This window comes from Saccharopolyspora gloriosae, from assembly GCF_022828475.1.
GTDB lineage: Bacteria > Actinomycetota > Actinomycetes > Mycobacteriales > Pseudonocardiaceae > Saccharopolyspora_C > Saccharopolyspora_C gloriosae_A.
The window spans coordinates 193,462-207,417 of record NZ_CP059557.1 but is presented as its reverse complement, the minus strand read 5'-3'; the positions used below and the strand labels follow the sequence as shown (position 1 = coordinate 207,417).

Genomic DNA, 13,956 nt, shown 5'->3' with positions numbered 1-13,956 from the left:
CGAATGCGCCGAACCTGGTGAACGGCCCATTGGACCAATGGGAGTGGGAGGCACTCACCCGGTGCCGCCGGTGGAGTGAACGGCCCCTCCCACCGGTGGGCGAAAGGAGGCACCACCGCGCGTGGTGCCGGGGGAACCACGCCGACCGGTCCGCTTCAGCGGCGAATCACGCGACCCACAGTTCGACCGGCGGGTTCGGGCCGGTCTCCGCGGGCCGGTAGGTGCAGCTCGACCACCGGCCCTGCCGCTTGCCCGCGTCGCACGCCTTGGCGGCCAAGTCGTGCGACGGATAGGTGCGGTAGTACGTCGGGGCGGCGGCCGAGGCCGGTCCGGCGATGGCGAGCATGCCGACGACGGCCGACACCAGGAGCAGAGCACTGCGCTTCACCAAGAAGATCCTTCTCAGTTCCGGAATTCCAGTGAACTCCTCGCTGCGGAACCTAGGGCGCCGCCACCCTCCACAGTGCCCGGAAAGATCATCATCGCCCGAACGGACGGCGAGCTCCTCCCCTTCGCTCAGCTCCGGGGCGAACCCGGCCCCAACGTCAAAAACGGTGCAGGCACAGCGAATCGGCCTCACCACGGCACCACCCCGGCGTCGTCGAAGATGCCGCCGGACGGGCCGTCGGCGGGCAACGTGGCCAGTTCGATCGCGGCGCCCTGCCGCGGAGTGCGGTGACCGCGGAAACCGTTCAAGTCGGTCGCCACGAAACCCGGGCAGCCCGCGTTGACCAGGATCGGCGTGTCCCGCAGTTCCTTGGCGTACTGCACCGTCACGGCCGTCAGGAACGACTTCGACGGCGCGTACGCGGCCGAAATCGGCCCGCTCTCCCCCGCCGGATCGGACTGCCTGGTCAGCGAGCCGACACCGCTGGACATGTTCACGATCCGCGGCGCGGTGGAGCGGCGCAGCAGCGGCAGCATCTCGTTGGTCACCCGGACCACGCCGATCACGTTGGTGTCGACGACCGCGCGGATCGTGTCGGGACCCACCGAGGTCGGTTCCTGCGGGATCCCGCCGGTGATGGCGGCGTTGTTCACCAGCACGTCGAGCCCGCCTTCCTGCTCCAGCCGGGCCGCGGCGGCCACAACGCTCGCCGCGTCGGTCACGTCGAGCGGGACGCCGAACGCGTCGACCCCCGCGGCGCGGAGTTCCTCGACCGCACCCTGCCGCCGGCCGTCGTCCCTGGCGCCGACGCCGACCCGCCAGCCGAGCTCGCCGAGGCCCGCCGCGATCTCGTACCCGATGCCCTTGTTCGCGCCCGTGACCAGCGCGACCTTCTTTTCAGCCATACCCGGATCGTGCGTCCGGACCTCCTCTGACGGCCAACACCGAACGGGTTCCCGGCGATACCGCGCGGGTATCGTCGAAGGGTGGAGATCCGAGAGCTGCGCTATTTCGTGGCGGTGGCCGAAGAGGAACACTTCGGCCGGGCCGCGCACCGGCTCGGCATGGCGCAGCCGCCGCTGTCCCGGGCGATCCAGCAGTTGGAACGGCGGCTCGGACTCACCCTGCTGGAACGCAACAGCCGGGGCGTGACGTTGACCGATGCCGGTGTGGTGCTGCTCCACGAGGGCAGGGCGGCGATCGGCGCCGTCGAAGCCGCTGAACGCCGCACCCGGCGAACCGCCGCGAGCGGAGGCGGCATCGTCGTCGTCACCAAAGCGGAAGCGTCCGCCGAGCTGCTGACGAAACTGCTCCACCGGTACGCCGCCGAACCGGACGCCGTTCAGGTCGAAGTGCTGCTCTGCGGCATCGGCGAGCAGGCACCGACGCTGCGGGACGGGCGGGCGGACGTGGCACTGCTGCACCTGCCCCACGACGACATCAGCGGCTTCGACACCGAAACCCTGCACACCGAGAACCAAGTGGCGGTGCTGCCCGCCGGGCACCCGCTCAGCACGCGCGACGAGCTGACGCTGGCCGAGATCACCTCGCAGCCGGATCTCCCCATGGCCCGCTGGCCGGACGCCGCCGGTCGCTACGCCCCCGGCCCCGGACCGGAGATCCACGGCCACGCCCAGCTGCTGCAACTGATCGGCCTCGGCCGGACCACGACCGTGCTGCCCGAGTCCGTCCGCGACGCCGTGCGCGACGACCTGGCCACCGTCCCCGTCGTCGACGCGCATCCGGTCAGCACCCTGATCGCGTGGCCCCCGCAGTGCCGCTCCCGCGCCGTCGCGAACTTCGTCCGCATCGCCACGGAACTCTGAAACCGGCAACACGAACACACCATCGACCGCTCCACCCGGGAACGCGCGCTGACGTCCACAACAAGTCCGCCTCGGCGCCGCGAGACCCGGGGCCACCGACGCCGTCCGCTGCCGCCGCTTCGGCGGAAAACCGCTGGTGCTCCAGGCTCCCGGCCTGTTAGCTTGCCGACGTGCGATACCACTACTTCCTCTGAGGACGACGGCCCAGCCGGCTCCGGGCATCAGCCCCGAGCCGTGGCTGTTCACATCCGCCGTCACATCGCACTCACGACGATGCGCATCCCCGCCCGACGGGTCGCGCCGTCGTGCTCGGAGGAAGCAATGTCCACCAGCCCTGCGCGGCTCACCCGCGCACGAGCCCACCTCGCCGCCACCGACGTCCACCTCGCACGAGGTGGTCACCCCGTGCTGTCCGGTGTGGACCTGACCGTCTCCGCCGGTGACCGGCTCGGGATCGTCGGGGAGAACGGGCGCGGCAAGACCACCCTGCTGCAGGTACTCGCCGGGCGGCTCACCCCGGATTCCGGCGCGGTGCACCGCAGCGGCTCCATCGGAGTCGCCGACCAGGAGATGCCGGTCGGTGCGCAACGATCCGTGGGAGACCTCATCGACGTCGAGCTCACCGGAGTCCGCACGGCACTGCACGAGTTCGAGGCGGCGACCGCCGCGCTCACCGAACAACGCCCAGGGAGCGAAGACCGGTTCGCGACCGCGCTGGCCGCCGCCGAATCACTCGACGCGTGGGACGCGGATCGCCGTGTCGACATGTCGCTGGCGGCGCTCGGCGCCGTCGACGACCGCTCCCGCGTGCTCGCCACCCTGTCCGTCGGGCAGCGCTACCGGATCCGGCTCGCGTGCCTGCTCGGCGCGGGCCACGACCTGTTGCTGCTGGACGAGCCGACGAACCACCTCGACGCCGACGGGCTCGAACACCTGACGGAACGCCTGCGCGCCCACCCGGGCGGTGCGGTGCTCGTCAGCCACGACCGCAGGTTGCTCGCCGACGTCGTCCGCACGGTGCTCGACCTCGACCCGAGCCGGGACGGCAGGCCCCGCACCTACGGTGGCGGCTACGCCGGATACCGCGCCGGGCACGCGGCGGAACGGGATCGTTGGGAGGCGGAGCATTCGGCGCAGCAGAACGAACGGCAACGCCTCGCCGACGATCTCTCCGCAGCGCAGAACCGGCTTTCCACCGGGTGGCGTCCGGGAAAGGGAACGGGCAAGCACACCCGCGCCACCCGAGCACCCGGCTTGGTCCGCGCCGTGCACCGGCGCCGAGAAGACCTCGAAGCGCACGTCGTAGACGTCCCGCCGCCACCGCGCCGGTTCCAGCTCCCGGAACCGGCGGTGAAACCCGGAACGACCTTGGTGCGCTGCGACGACGTCCGCGTGGCCGGCCGCATCGACGAACCGGCCACGGTGCTGCTGCGAACCGGCGGACGCCTCGTGATCGCCGGCCCCAACGGTGCGGGCAAGTCGACACTGCTGTCCGTGCTGGCGGGCAGGACCGAACCGACCTCGGGCACCGCTCACCACAAGCACAACGCCCGCATCGGGCTGCTCACCCAGGAATCACCGGCTCCGTCCCGGCGCCGAGCCATCGAGGTCTACGACACGATGATCGGCGAGCTCATCGGTTCCGGCCGAATCGACGAGTCCGAACGAGTGCCGTTCACCTCCCTGGGGCTGCTCGACGCCCGGGACGCGGCCAAGTCCGTCACCGAGCTGTCCATCGGCCAGCAGCGGCGACTGGACCTGGCGTTGCTGCTGGCAGCACGACCGCACGCCGTCCTGCTGGACGAGCCCACCAATCACCTGTCGATCACATTGGTCGAGGAGCTGACCGCCGCCCTGTCCCGGACCCCGGCCGCCGTCGTCGTCGCCAGTCACGACCGCCGGCTGCTGCGCGACACTGCCGACTGGCCACACCTGCACCTCGGGCCGATCAGGTCGGCGGACGCTGCCGGGTCCGCATCGGAACCGGACAACGACGTGGACGAGACGGCCCGGCCGGAGCGTTAGAACCCGTCTGAACAGCCAACTGGGACTGAACGTCGAAGAGCCGGTCCCCTCGTGGAGGGGACCGGCTCTTCGTGGCGGTAGCGGTGGGATTCGAACCCACGGAGGCTCTCACCTCACGCGCTTTCGAGGCGCGCTCCTTAGGCCGCTCGGACACGCTACCGCCGACAAGGCTACTGGACGCCTGTTCGGCATCCGAAGACGGGGTCAGCGATCAGCGGAACCGCCGGTCTCGCCGCCGCCGGAGCCTTTGAACTTGTCCTGGACGTCCTGCACCGCGCCGGCGGCCTTGTCCTTGACGTCCTGTCCGGTCTCCTTGACCTTGCCTTCGGTCTGGTCGCGCTTGCCGGCGTCGCGGAGTTCGTCGTTGCCGGTCGCGCTGCCCGTGGCCTCCTTGGCCCGGCCGGTCAGCTGCTGAGCTTGGTGCTTGACCTTGTCGAACACACCCATGGGTGACTCCTTCCGCAGAGTTCGTCACCGTCGGACTACCCAGGATGATCCGTCATCACGCATGGGTGAGGCACCTCACCGATGGCCGTGGAAAAAACCTTCCAGCAACGCGGCGCACTCGTCGGCCAGCACGCCGCCGACGACCTCCGGCCGGTGGTTGCCGCGGCGGTCCCGCACCACGTCCCACAGCGAGCCGACGGCTCCCGTGCGCGGTTCCCAGACGCCGAACACCAGGCGGCTCACCCGCGACAGCACCAACGCGCCCGCGCACATCGTGCACGGCTCGACGGTGACCGCCAGCGTGCACTCCGACAGGCGCCAGCCGTCGCCCCAGGCACGGGCCGCCGCGCGCAGCGCCAAGATCTCCGCGTGCGCGGTCGGGTCGGCCGACGCCTCGCGCCGGTTGTGCTCGCGCGCCAGGATCGAACCGTCCGGGGCCGCCACGACCGCGCCGATCGGCACGTCACCGGTGGTCAACGCGCCGGGAGCGACCTGCAGCGCCGCGCGCACCAATTCGGTGTCGCGGGCCGTCACTGGTCCAGCTTCTCCAGCACGCCGGCGAACTGCTCCCCGAAACCGCAGCGCTGAGCGATCATCTCCAGCTGCTCGTCCGGGTACAGGTCGACCTCTTCGATGATCACCAGGAGTTCGCCCTCGGGCAGGCCGATGTCGGTGAGGATCGACAGATTGCCCTCCGGCCACACCTCGTCGTCGTCCTCGTCCGGCGGGTCCGCGCGCAGCAGATCCAGCACATCGGCGGCGATGTCGTAGTCCAGCGCCGCCGCCGCATCCGAGAGCAGCAGGTCCACCCCGCCGGGAATCGGGCGGATCAGCACGAAGAACTCGTCATCCACATTGCACATGCCGAACACCGCGCCGGTGGAGCGCAAGTCGCGCAACGCCGTGATCGTGGCGTCGAGCCCACCCAATACCGAACCGTCCAACGCGCTGCACCGCCACCGGCCGTCCTCACGAACAACGGCAACGGCGAAGCCCGCGACCGGCTCCTGCCCTGTCATGCGACCAACCGTAGAGCGTGCCGGTGCCACCCGAAAGCACTATTGCGCGCTCGTGACCTTCAGCACCGCGTTCGGGGGTGTCGAACCGCACGACCGGGTGGTCCACGCACCTACCGGAGTCGGGCAGGATGTGCTCATGCGTGCCGTGTGCGTGATCGGATTGGGATTGATCGGTGGCTCGGTGCTGCGCGCCGCCACCGCCGCCGGGCGCCCCGGTTGGGGCGCCACCGCCGGAGCGGACGACGCCGTCAGAGCAGGCGACGAGGGCTACGAGGTCACCGGCATCGAGGACGCGCTGCGCCGTGCCGCGGACGAGGACGCGCTCATCGTCATCGCCACCCCGGTGACCGCGGTGCGCGACGTGCTGCGCAAGATCGCCTGGCAGGCGCCGGAGGCGCGGCTCACCGACGTGATCAGCGTGAAGGACCCGGTGGACGCCGAGGTTCGCAGCCTGCTGCCCGGCGCCCGGTACGCCGGTGGGCATCCGATGGCGGGCACCGCGTCCTCCGGGTGGGCCGCCGGAGCCGCCGACTTGTTCCAGGGTTCGCCGTGGGCCGTGGCCGTGGAGGACGGCACCACGCTCGGCGCGTGGCGCGATGCCGCCGAACTCGCGCTGGACTGCGGCGCGCACGTCGTGGCCGTGTCCGCCGCCGAGCACGACTCGGCTGTCGCCCGCATCTCGCACCTGCCGCACGTGTTCGCGAACATCCTCGCCGCCGTCGGCGCCGACGGCGGGCCGCTCGCGTTGTCGCTGGCCGCCGGGTCGTTCCGCGACGCCACGCGCGTCGCCGCCTCCGAACCGGAATTGGTGCGGGCGATGACCGAGGGGAACCGGGTCGCGCTGCTCGACGCCGTCGACGACGCGCTGGGCAGGCTCGGCGCGGCGCGTGGCTCCCTCGCCTCCTCCGGGGCGTTGAAGACCACCGTCGACGGTGGCCACGCCGCCCGCAGTGAGCTCGACCAGCTCGGCAGCGGTGGGCGCAAGAGCACCACGGTGCCACTGCGCGGCGACCGTGACCTGCGCAAACTGCGCGATCTCAGCGAACGCGGCGGGCGGATCACCGCGCTCGACGACAACAGCGCCACCGTGGAACTCCCCGCGACCGAATAGGCCCCCGCGCGGACCTTTAACGGCGCCACCCGTTCGGTCAGCATTGAGCCATGGCCCGCGCCTACGTCCTCGACGCCGCCCGCACCCCGTTCGGCCGTTACCGGGGTGCGCTGTCGGCGATCCGCGTCGACGACCTCGCCGCCCTCCCCCTCACCGAGCTGGTGCGCAGGCACGGCCCGGAGGGCAGCGGGCGGCTCGATCCGGCGCGGGTCGAGGACGTGCTCTACGGCAACACCAACGGCGCGGGCGAGGAGAACCGCAACGTGGCGCGGATGGCGGCGTTGCTGGCGGGCCTGCCCACGACCGTTCCCGGCGTCACCGTGAACCGGCTCTGCGCTTCCGGCGGAGAAGCCCTGGTGCAGGCGGCGCGAGCGGTCAAAGCCGACGAGGCCGAACTGCTCATCGCGGGCGGGGTGGAGGGCATGAGCCGCGCGCCGTTCGTGGTGCCCCGCGCCGACCGGGCCATGCCGGACCGGATGGAGACGGCGTCCACCGCCGCGGGCTGGCGGCTGGTGAACCCGCGGATGCCCTCGGCGTGGACGGTGCCGCTCGGGCACGCCGCGGAGCGGACCGCGCTCGACCTCGGCATCACCCGCGACCAGCTGGACGGCTGCGCGCTGCGCTCGCATCGCCGGGCGGCCGCCGCGTGGGACGCCGGGCTGCATGACGGCTTCACGTTCCCCGTGACCGCACCAGACGGGACGGTGGTGCGACGGGACGAATCGGTGCGCCCCGACACGGACCTGCGCAAACTCGGCAAGCTCGGGCCGGTGTTCTCGCCCGACGGGCCGGTGACGGTGGGGAACTCGGCGCCGCTGTCGGACGGGGCGCTTGCCGCGCTGATCGGCAGCGAAGCACAGGCCGAACAGCTCGGCGTGCGGCCGTGGGGCGAGCTGGTGGGCTCGGCGAGCACCGGCACCGACCCGCACCACTTCGCGCTCTCCGCGGTCCCCGCGATCCGCGCGCTGCTGCGCAAACTCGACGTCACCGCGGCCGAAGTGGACCTGTGGGAGATCAACGAGACCTTCGCGGCGGTAGTGCTCGCCGTCCTCGAATACCTCCCCGGAGTCGAACGCGAACGAGTCAACGTGCACGGCGGCGCCCTCGCCTACGGCCACCCCCTGGGCGCCTCCATGCCGCGCATAGTCCTGGACCTGTGCCGCCACCTACGCCACCGAGGCGGCGGCCTCGGCATAGCCGCAGCATCGGTAGGCGTAGGCCAAGGCATGGCCCTCGCAATCCGAGCCTGAAGGACGGGCTCCTTTTGCTCGGGCGCGTGGGGACGGACCTCAGCTGGCCCCTCACTGCGCGATCAATTTCCCAAGCGCCCCGAAGACTCAACGCCGAATCCCGCCTGCCTCGCGCCCGAAGGCCGTACCTAGCGGCGAAGCCGTGCCTAGCGGCGAAGCCGTGCCTGACGGCGAAGCCGTGCCTGACGGCGAAGCCGTGCCTGTATGTGCGAAGCACATAGCCCACGTCAAGAAGCCGACCACCGGCGGGTTCTCAGTTGGTCTCTCGCGAGGACAGCTTTTTCCCTCGTGGCGGAGCCACTAGGGAAAAAGATCCCGCAGCGAGAGACCAACTGAGGTTCCGCCACCCGACCCACCAAGCAAAACGAGCCCGACCAAAGGGAAAGGGGCCGTCCGTTACGGACGGCCCCTTTCCAGGGAGCTGCCGGCCACCACCTGGTCCGGGACCACCCTCGCTAGGTCCCGCCGGTCGGCTTCGGCCGCGCAGCGGAGCATTGACTACTGTGGCGGCCCTGAGTCTTGATTGCGGAAGTAGTCTTTGCCCTTCTCGGCGGCCTGGTCGATCTGCTGCTCGTGGCCGAACTTCTTCTTGACTGCGTCACTTCCCTTTTCGATGCCCTGTTCGACCTTGTCGCTGTGTTGCTTGCCCATGTTCATCAGCTTGTCCTTGAGGCTGCCGAGTCCCATGACGGCTCCCTTCTCGCGACATCTCAGGTGACCCTCGAAGTTAGCCCTCCTGTCGGGTGAACGCGCGCTGGTGGGGCGGCTCCAGGCAGGTCAGACACCATGATGTCGCCCTTCCGAGTGAGCCAAAGTCGGCGTGACTCCCCGCCGGTCACACAGCGTTCACCGTCAGCGAAACAGGATCTTGCACATCCAGCGGAGAGATCGCCCATGAACTGCGAAGAGAGACGGCCTCCGCGATCTTCCCTCGGGATATCAACTACTGAATTCAACTGCGGAACGCATTGCTCACGGCGAAATCGCTCGACATCTTGCGCGCTGATTCCGCAGATCTTGGGTTCGGCGGAAATCCGCGCCGACCTTCGAGGCCAAGGTGATTCGATGTCCGCGATCGAACATCAGGGACCACCGGACTCGCAGTTCTGGATGCGCGGTGAACGACCGTCCGCCCCGGTGCTGCCCGACCCCGAATCGGGGAGCTGGAATGTGTACGGCCACGCGGAGGCGTTGGAAGTGCTCGGCGATCCCGCGACGTACTCCTCGAACACGACCCGCCTGTACCCGCGGATGCGGGAGTTCGTGGTGGGAGATCCGGTGCAGCTGGATCCGCCGGAGCACACGAAGCTGCGCAAGATCGTGGCCCCGGGGCGAAAGATCGCGATCACCGGCACGAACCCTTCTCAAGACGCCCGCCGGAAAGGGGCTTGTCGAGTGTCGCGAGCGAGTCTAGCGTGACCATATGACCAGATGAGCAAATCCGGTCACGAACAGAAGTGGTCGGGCCGCAGGCCCGGCGCAGGAGAGGACACCAGGTGCCCCGCGACACCGATCGAGCCGACCGGATCCTCGACGCCGCAGGCGAACTGCTGCTGCGGCACGGCTACCGGAAGGTGACCATCAACGACATCGCCCGGCAGGCGCATGTCGGCAAGGGCACCGTCTACCTGCACTGGAAGACCAAGATCGCGCTGTTCCAGAGCCTGCTGGTACGCGAGTCGATCGTGCTCGTCGAAGACATCCGCGGCGGACTGCGCGACGACCCGAACGAAGTTCGCCCGCACCGGCTGTTGCGCCTGACCTACCTGGTGACCTTCCGGCGGCCGCTGGCGCTGGCGCTGGTCACCGGGGACGCCGAGATGCTGGGCGACCTCCGGCAGCGCCCCAGTGGAAACGGGTCCAACAACGAGTGGATTCAGGCGACCAACGAGCGCTTCTTCTCGCTGCTGGCCGAATCCGGACTGCTACGCCCCGACGTGCCCGAACTCGCCTACACGCTCAACGCGGCGGCGCTCGGGTTCTTCCTCGCCGACGACTACAAACCCGCGCCCCCCGGCATCGACCGGGAGCGCAAAGCGGACGCTCTCGCGCACACCATCCGCCACGCGTTCGAACCGCCGGGCGAACCGGACGGGGCGACGGTGCGCGCGGTCGCGGACCGGATCGACACGGTGCTCACCGAACTGATCACCGGCTACCGGGAGCTGTTCAACGCGTTGGACGCGGCGAACGACCCCCGGTGACACCCACCGCACATTGATGAAGGGGACATCATGACCGCGCTCGAAGACTGGGGATTATCGGAATCGCAGTTCTGGCTGCACGGCGAACAACCCGGCAGCCCCGTGCACTACGACGAATCGTTCGGGTTCTGGAACGTCTACGGATATCCGGAGGCGATGCGGATCCTCAGCGACCCGGTGACCTACTCCTCCGACACCACGCGGATCTTCCCGGAGGGCAAGCAGTTCGCCGAAGGCAATCTGGTGCGGATGGACCCGCCGGAGCACAACAAGCTGCGCAAACTCGTCAGCCACGCCTTCACCCCGAAAGTCGTCGCCGGGCTCGAACCGCGCATCGCCGAACTCACCGGTGAACTGCTCGACGCCGTCGACGGGGCGGATCGGCTGGAACTCGTCGCCGACCTGGCGTATCCGCTGCCGGTGATCGTCATCGCGGAACTGCTCGGCGTGCCCAGCAGCGACCGCGACCTGTTCAAGAAGTGGGTGGACGGGATGTTCGCCCGCGACGCGCGGATGTCGCTGAGCGACCCGACGCCGGAGCAGCAGCGCGAACTGCGGGAGATCCTGGACCAGGTCGGGCACCTCACCGACTACCTGGGCGAGCACGTCGCCGCACGCCGCAAGCAGCCGCGCGAAGACCTGCTCAGCAAGCTCGTCGAGGCCGAAGTGGACGGCGAGAAGCTCACCCACGACGAGGTCGTCAACTTCGCCAACGTGCTGCTGATCGCCGGGCACATCACCACCACGATGCTGCTCGGCAACACCGTGCTCTGCCTCGACGCCCACCCCGAGCACCAGGCCCGTGCCCGCGCGGACCGCTCCACCCTGCCCGGCGTCATCGAGGAATCACTGCGGTTCCTCAGCCCGTTCGCCGCCATCGGCCGGGTCACCAACACCGAGGTCGAACTCGGCGGACAGCGCATCCCAGCCGAGAAACCGCTGCTGGTGTGGGTCGCCGCGGCGAACCGGGATCCGCGGCGATTCGCCGACCCGAACGTCTTCGACCCGACCCGCGACCCGAACCCGCAGCTCGGCTTCGGCCGCGGCATCCACTTCTGCCTCGGCGCCCCGCTGGCCCGGCTGGAGGGGAAGGTCGCGCTGAACCTGCTGCTGGACCGGTTCCCGAAACTGGCCACCGACCCCGCCGACCCGCCGGAGTTCCAGCCGAACCCGAACATGACCGGCGTCCGGAAACTCCCGCTGCGCACCCGTTGACCTGCGGCAGCGGCCCTATGGGGGTGGGCCGGTGCCTCTCGCCGCGGCGCAGCGGAGCGGTTCCGAGTGAACGGACCGTTCGCCCAATCCCACCAACGGTCCGTTCACTCCACCCGCCCCGAGCTCGACGCGCCCGGATCAGCAGCGTCGGCCGCGCAACGATTCCGAGTGAACGGACCGTTTACCCAATCCCGTTGGACCAACGGTCCGTTCACTCCGATCAGCTCGCCGTCGAAGCCGGGTGAACGGACCGTTCGTCCGGTCTCGTTGGGCGAACGGTCCGTTGACTCCAGCGGAATCAGCGCCTCCGGGCATGAGAAAGGGCCGCCGGTGTGCCCGGCGGCCCTCGCTCACGCGTTCAGGATCAGAACGATAGCTTGCGGAAGATCGCGCGCGGCAGGTGCCGCAGCACGACCATCACCCAGCGCATCTGCCCCGGAACCCAGATGGACTCCTTGCCCTTGCGGACCGCGTCGACGATCGCGGCGCCGACCTGCTCCGGCGTCTGCGCCATCGGGGCGGGCTTCATGCCTTCGGTCAGCTTCGTCTTCACGAAGTTCGGGCGCACGACCGTCACCTTCACGCCCGAGCCCTCCAGGGCGTAGGTCAGGCCGGAGTAGAACAGGTCGATGCCGCCCTTGGCGGAGCCGTAGACGAAGTTCGTCCGGCGGGCGCGCTCACCTGCGGGCGAAGCCATCATCACCAGGTGCCCGTGGCCCTGCTTGCGCAGCTTGTTCGACAGGTGCACGCCCAGCGACATCGGCGCGACGTAGTTGACCTCAGCGGTCAGCCGCGCCGCGGCCGGGTCCGTCCAGCACTTCTCGTTGTCGAGCTGCACGCCGAAGGCGACCAGGGTGACGTCGATGTCACCGTCGGCGAAGGCCTTCTCGACCACGTCGCCGTGCGTTTCCGGGTCGGTTGCCTCGAACTCGATGGTGCTGACCGTGCTGCCGGTCTTGCGCAGCCGCTCGGCCGCGGCCGCGACGAGGTCGGCCTCCTCCGGGCGCGCGGCCAGCACGATCCGCAGCGGGCGCTGGTTCGCGTACTGCTCCGCGGTCGCCAGCGCGATGTCGGAGGTACCACCGAGGATGAACAGGGACTGCGGGTTTCCAACGGCGTCGATCACAGGGCCAACCTTCGGGACAGATCGGAGTGGAAGATTCCTTGCGGGTCGACGGCGGCGCGCACCTTGCGCCACTCGTCGAGACGGGGGTACATCTGCTGGATCATCTCCGGCGTGGTGCGCGAGTCCTTCGCGAAGTACAGGCGGCCACCCGCGCCGAGCACCAGGTCGTCGAGCTCCTGGCAGAACCGGCTGAGCCCGTCCTTGATCGGGAAGTCGACGGTGATCGTCCAGCCCGGCATCGCGAACGACAGCGGCGCGCGGCTGCTGTCGCCCATCCGCTTGAGCACGTTCAGGAACGACACGTGCCCGGACTCCGCGATGCGCTGCACCAGCGTGCGCAGCGCCTCGTGCTGCTCGAACGGCAGGATGAACTGGTACTGCAGGAAGCCCTTCGAGCCGTAGGCGCGGTTCCACTCGCCGAACATGTCCAGCGGGTGGTAGAAGGCCGTCAGGTTCTGCACCTGGCCACGACCGGCCTTCGGCGTCTTGCGGTACCAGACCTCGCTGAGCGTGCTGAACGTCAGCTTGTTGGCCAGCCCGTTCGGAAAGACGTCCGGGAAGGTCAGCAGCTGCGGGGCGTCGAACTTCAGCGGATCGGCGCGCAGCTTCGGCGGCAGCTCGTCGAGCTTCGCCAGCGAGCCGCGGGAGAACGCCGAACGGCCCAGCTTCGGGCCGGTGGAGATCGCGTCGAACCACGCCATCGAGTAGTCGTAGTTCATGTCGGAGCCGTTGGAGAACAGCTCCAGCGTCTCGTCCAGGTCCTTCGTGCGGTCCGCGTCGACGATGAAGTACGCGCTCTCGGTGCGCTTCATCTTCACCTTCGCGCGCAGCACGATGCCGGTCAGGCCGACACCGCCCACCGTCGCCCAGAACAGCTCCGAACCCTCCCCGTCGGGGGTCAGGGTGCGGACCTCTCCGTCGGCGGTGAGCAGGTCCATCGACACCACGTGGTTGCCGAAGCTGCCGTGCGAGTGGTGGTTCTTGCCGTGGATGTCGCAGCCGATGGCCCCGCCGATGGTGACCTGGCGGGTGCCCGGCAGCACCGGGACCCACAGGCCGTGCGGCAGCGCCGCCTTCATCAGCTGGTCCAGGCTCACGCCCGCGTCCACGTCGACCACGGCCTTGTCCGGGTCGATGTCGTGGATGCGGTTCAGCGCGGTCATGTCGATGACGGTGCCGCCGGCGTTCTGCGACACGTCGCCGTAGCTGCGGCCGAGGCCGCGGGCGATCACGCCGCGCTCATCGGCCTCGCGGACAGCGCGGGCGATGGCGTCGACGTCAGGGGTGCTCAGCACCTGAGCGTGGGTCGGCGCGGTGCGCGCCCAGCCCATCAGCTTCCGGTTCT

General features: G+C 69.7%; 15 protein-coding genes and 1 tRNA gene. 7 read left to right on the top strand and 9 right to left on the bottom strand.

Annotated elements, in window-relative coordinates:
• Window positions 1-166: 166 nt before the first annotated feature.
• On the bottom strand, window positions 167-388 hold the full coding sequence (locus tag H2Q94_RS00920) for a hypothetical protein (RefSeq protein WP_243790973.1): 222 nt from the start codon (window positions 386-388) through the stop codon (window positions 167-169).
• Window positions 389-576: 188 nt separating this feature from the next.
• Complete coding sequence (locus tag H2Q94_RS00915; RefSeq protein WP_243790971.1) at window positions 577-1,293, bottom strand: SDR family NAD(P)-dependent oxidoreductase; 717 nt, start codon at window positions 1,291-1,293, stop codon at window positions 577-579.
• An 81-nt stretch (window positions 1,294-1,374) separates the two neighbouring features.
• Here H2Q94_RS00915 and H2Q94_RS00910 point away from each other — a divergent pair, with 81 nt between their 5' ends.
• On the top strand, window positions 1,375-2,214 hold the full coding sequence (locus H2Q94_RS00910; RefSeq protein ID WP_243790968.1) for a LysR family transcriptional regulator: 840 nt from the start codon (window positions 1,375-1,377) through the stop codon (window positions 2,212-2,214).
• 321 nt (window positions 2,215-2,535) lie between these two features.
• Complete coding sequence (locus H2Q94_RS00905; RefSeq protein ID WP_309501105.1) at window positions 2,536-4,239, top strand: ATP-binding cassette domain-containing protein; 1,704 nt, start codon at window positions 2,536-2,538, stop codon at window positions 4,237-4,239.
• Between the two features lie 72 nt (window positions 4,240-4,311).
• Here H2Q94_RS00905 and H2Q94_RS00900 read toward each other — a convergent pair.
• From H2Q94_RS00900 to H2Q94_RS00885, 4 genes are all read right to left on the bottom strand, one after another.
• Window positions 4,312-4,399: transfer RNA gene (locus H2Q94_RS00900), tRNA-Ser, on the bottom strand.
• A gap of 44 nt (window positions 4,400-4,443) precedes the next feature.
• Window positions 4,444-4,686: a CsbD family protein gene (locus H2Q94_RS00895; RefSeq protein ID WP_243790966.1), complete on the bottom strand. Its 243-nt coding sequence runs from the start codon at window positions 4,684-4,686 to the stop codon at window positions 4,444-4,446.
• A 75-nt stretch (window positions 4,687-4,761) separates the two neighbouring features.
• Window positions 4,762-5,220 (bottom strand): nucleoside deaminase, encoded by a 459-nt coding sequence (locus H2Q94_RS00890; RefSeq protein WP_397545406.1) that lies wholly within the window; start codon window positions 5,218-5,220, stop codon window positions 4,762-4,764.
• The gene (locus H2Q94_RS00885; RefSeq protein WP_243790963.1) at window positions 5,217-5,705 is read right to left on the bottom strand and encodes a tRNA adenosine deaminase-associated protein; all 489 of its coding nucleotides are present in this window, start codon (window positions 5,703-5,705) and stop codon (window positions 5,217-5,219) included. The genes H2Q94_RS00890 and H2Q94_RS00885 overlap by 4 nt, the downstream gene beginning before the upstream one ends.
• Before the next feature lie 136 nt (window positions 5,706-5,841).
• On the opposite strand from H2Q94_RS00885, the gene H2Q94_RS00880 reads away from it, so the two are divergent.
• Window positions 5,842-6,816: a prephenate dehydrogenase gene (locus H2Q94_RS00880; RefSeq protein WP_243796036.1), complete on the top strand. Its 975-nt coding sequence runs from the start codon at window positions 5,842-5,844 to the stop codon at window positions 6,814-6,816.
• A 50-nt stretch (window positions 6,817-6,866) separates the two neighbouring features.
• Window positions 6,867-8,066 (top strand): thiolase family protein, encoded by a 1,200-nt coding sequence (locus H2Q94_RS00875; RefSeq protein WP_243790961.1) that lies wholly within the window; start codon window positions 6,867-6,869, stop codon window positions 8,064-8,066.
• Between the two features lie 498 nt (window positions 8,067-8,564).
• Here H2Q94_RS00875 and H2Q94_RS00870 read toward each other — a convergent pair whose 3' ends face one another.
• Window positions 8,565-8,753: an antitoxin gene (locus tag H2Q94_RS00870; RefSeq protein ID WP_243790959.1), complete on the bottom strand. Its 189-nt coding sequence runs from the start codon at window positions 8,751-8,753 to the stop codon at window positions 8,565-8,567.
• 378 nt (window positions 8,754-9,131) lie between these two features.
• Here H2Q94_RS00870 and H2Q94_RS00865 point away from each other — a divergent pair, with 378 nt between their 5' ends.
• The 3 genes from H2Q94_RS00865 to H2Q94_RS00855 all read left to right on the top strand — a co-directional run bounded on the left by H2Q94_RS00865 (window position 9,132) and on the right by H2Q94_RS00855 (window position 11,485).
• A complete protein-coding gene (locus H2Q94_RS00865) occupies window positions 9,132-9,485 on the top strand; it encodes a cytochrome P450 family protein (protein WP_243790956.1) in 354 nt (117 codons plus the stop codon).
• Window positions 9,486-9,562: 77 nt separating this feature from the next.
• Entirely contained in the window at window positions 9,563-10,270 is a 708-nt protein-coding gene (locus H2Q94_RS00860) for a TetR/AcrR family transcriptional regulator (RefSeq protein ID WP_243790954.1), read from the top strand.
• A gap of 30 nt (window positions 10,271-10,300) precedes the next feature.
• Window positions 10,301-11,485: a cytochrome P450 gene (locus H2Q94_RS00855; RefSeq protein WP_397545405.1), complete on the top strand. Its 1,185-nt coding sequence runs from the start codon at window positions 10,301-10,303 to the stop codon at window positions 11,483-11,485.
• Between the two features lie 364 nt (window positions 11,486-11,849).
• Here the strand turns inward: H2Q94_RS00855 and H2Q94_RS00850 are convergent, their stop codons facing one another.
• Together H2Q94_RS00850 and H2Q94_RS00845 are read right to left on the bottom strand one after the other, a co-directional pair.
• Window positions 11,850-12,611, bottom strand: a complete 762-nt coding sequence (locus H2Q94_RS00850; RefSeq protein ID WP_243790952.1) for a decaprenylphospho-beta-D-erythro-pentofuranosid-2-ulose 2-reductase — start codon at window positions 12,609-12,611, stop codon at window positions 11,850-11,852.
• Window positions 12,608-13,942, bottom strand: coding sequence for a decaprenylphosphoryl-beta-D-ribose oxidase (locus H2Q94_RS00845; RefSeq protein WP_243796034.1), 1,335 nt, complete (start codon window positions 13,940-13,942; stop codon window positions 12,608-12,610). Before H2Q94_RS00845 ends, H2Q94_RS00850 begins: the two co-directional genes overlap by 4 nt.
• Window positions 13,943-13,956: the final 14 nt, after the last annotated feature.